This is a genomic window from Paenibacillus sp. GCM10012306 (assembly GCF_042649265.1).
GTDB lineage: Bacteria > Bacillota > Bacilli > Paenibacillales > Paenibacillaceae > Paenibacillus_AQ.
Genome location: NZ_JBHRYW010000031.1, coordinates 1 through 1,491, shown reverse-complemented (window position 1 = coordinate 1,491; position 1,491 = coordinate 1). Strand labels below are relative to the sequence as shown.

Annotated in this window: 1 protein-coding gene; it reads left to right on the top strand. The window is 51.0% G+C overall.

The genetic code is table 11. The annotated features are described in order from the left end of the window. Positions 1-72 precede the first annotated feature (72 nt). Entirely contained in the window at positions 73-1,461 is a 1,389-nt protein-coding gene (locus tag ACFORK_RS29020; RefSeq protein ID WP_379205547.1) for an IS4 family transposase, read from the top strand. Positions 1,462-1,491: the final 30 nt, after the last annotated feature.

The following is a 1,491-nucleotide window of genomic DNA, read 5'->3' as shown; positions in this document are numbered from 1 at the left end:
ATTTCAGAGTACCCGAGAGCCAACAGATGTTTTATGATGAGAACACCAACGTATAAAGGCTAGGTGAATCTCATGTCTACGCAAAAAAACACATCCTCTTTGGCGGCACCGGATTTTTCCTTTTTTAATCAAATGTACATTCACAGCACCGTCCTCCTGAGACGGTTTATCCGTACACTGACGACGTTGTCTACTCATTTGGGTGCTTCCATCTCAGCGGCCAGCGCTGACAATGCCGAACGGCAAGGAATCGGTCGTTTGCTGAATAATCCCGCGCTTAGCGAAGAAAATGTCATGGATTGCTACCGCAAGGAAACGCTTAGGCAGATGAACGAAAGTGGCCAAAACGTCTTTTTGTGCGTGCAAGACACGACGGGGGTCAGCTACGGGAACCGGGAAAAGACGGTTGGACTTGGTGAATATAACGACTCAAAAGCCAAGGGATTATTAACACACACCGCCTTGCTTTTGACTCCCTCGGGGCTGCCCCTTGGTTTGCTGTATCAAAAAACATGGGCCCGCGAGCCTAAACCCAAAGGACAGCGTAAGGTCAGCCGGCCGTACGAGGAAAAAGAGAACTACCGCTGGACGGAGGCAGCTCAAGTGAGCGCAGCTGCGGTACCGGCGCACATGAAGCTCATTCATATCGGGGACCGGGAAGCCGATTATTTTGAGTTTTTGCACCTGCTGCAAAAAGAGGGTCAGTCGTATGTGGTTCGCTCTGTACAAAACCGTATCACTGAAGGGGAAGGGGCACGCCTGTGGGACAAGGTGCGCGCACAGCCGGCAGCCGGTGAGATCTGCGTATCGCTTCCTCGGGATACCCGCCGGGGGACCCCGGCACGGGAAACGACGCTTGCCGTTCGCTTTACAAGTGATACGGTACAGGTGCCTGCTCATTTGCAACAAAAAGGCGCGGGGTATCCGCCTCTTTCCTGTACCCTCATTCACGTTGTCGAAGTTACACCACTGGCAGACCAGGCGCCGATTGAATGGTTTCTGCTAACCAATGTCCCCACCCCAAATGCGGAAGCAGCTGCGGAAAAGGTAGGGTGGTACGTGCAACGCTGGAAAATAGAACGGTTCCACTATATTTTGAAAAGCGGTTGCGAAGTTGAAAAGCTGCAAGAGCAGCATGCAAACAAGCTGAAAAAGCTGATCCTGATTTACTCTATTATTGCGGTGCAAATCCAGCACTTGACGTACTTGGCCAGACAGCAGCCAGACGCTCCTTACACAAAGGTAATGAGCGAGGAGGAATGGCAGGTGCTCTACCGGATTGCGTATAAAACCACGATGTTGCCCAAGTCCCCTGCAAACGTGCGGGAAGTCGTTCTGGCCTTAGCCAAACTGGGTGGGTTTTTAGGCCGCAAAAGTGATGGTGATCCAGGAGCCAAGGTTATCTGGAAAGGTCTTCAGGCTTTTCGAACAGTGTTTGAGTCGTATTCCTTTTTACTGTAATTTTTTTCTATTGCAGTGATACAGGATTAG

What these genes read in the sequence shown, in the direction of transcription:
- ACFORK_RS29020 (WP_379205547.1), top strand. Translation starts at nt 73, where the DNA reads ATGTCTACGCAAAAAAACACATCCTCTTTGGCGGCACCGGATTTTTCC.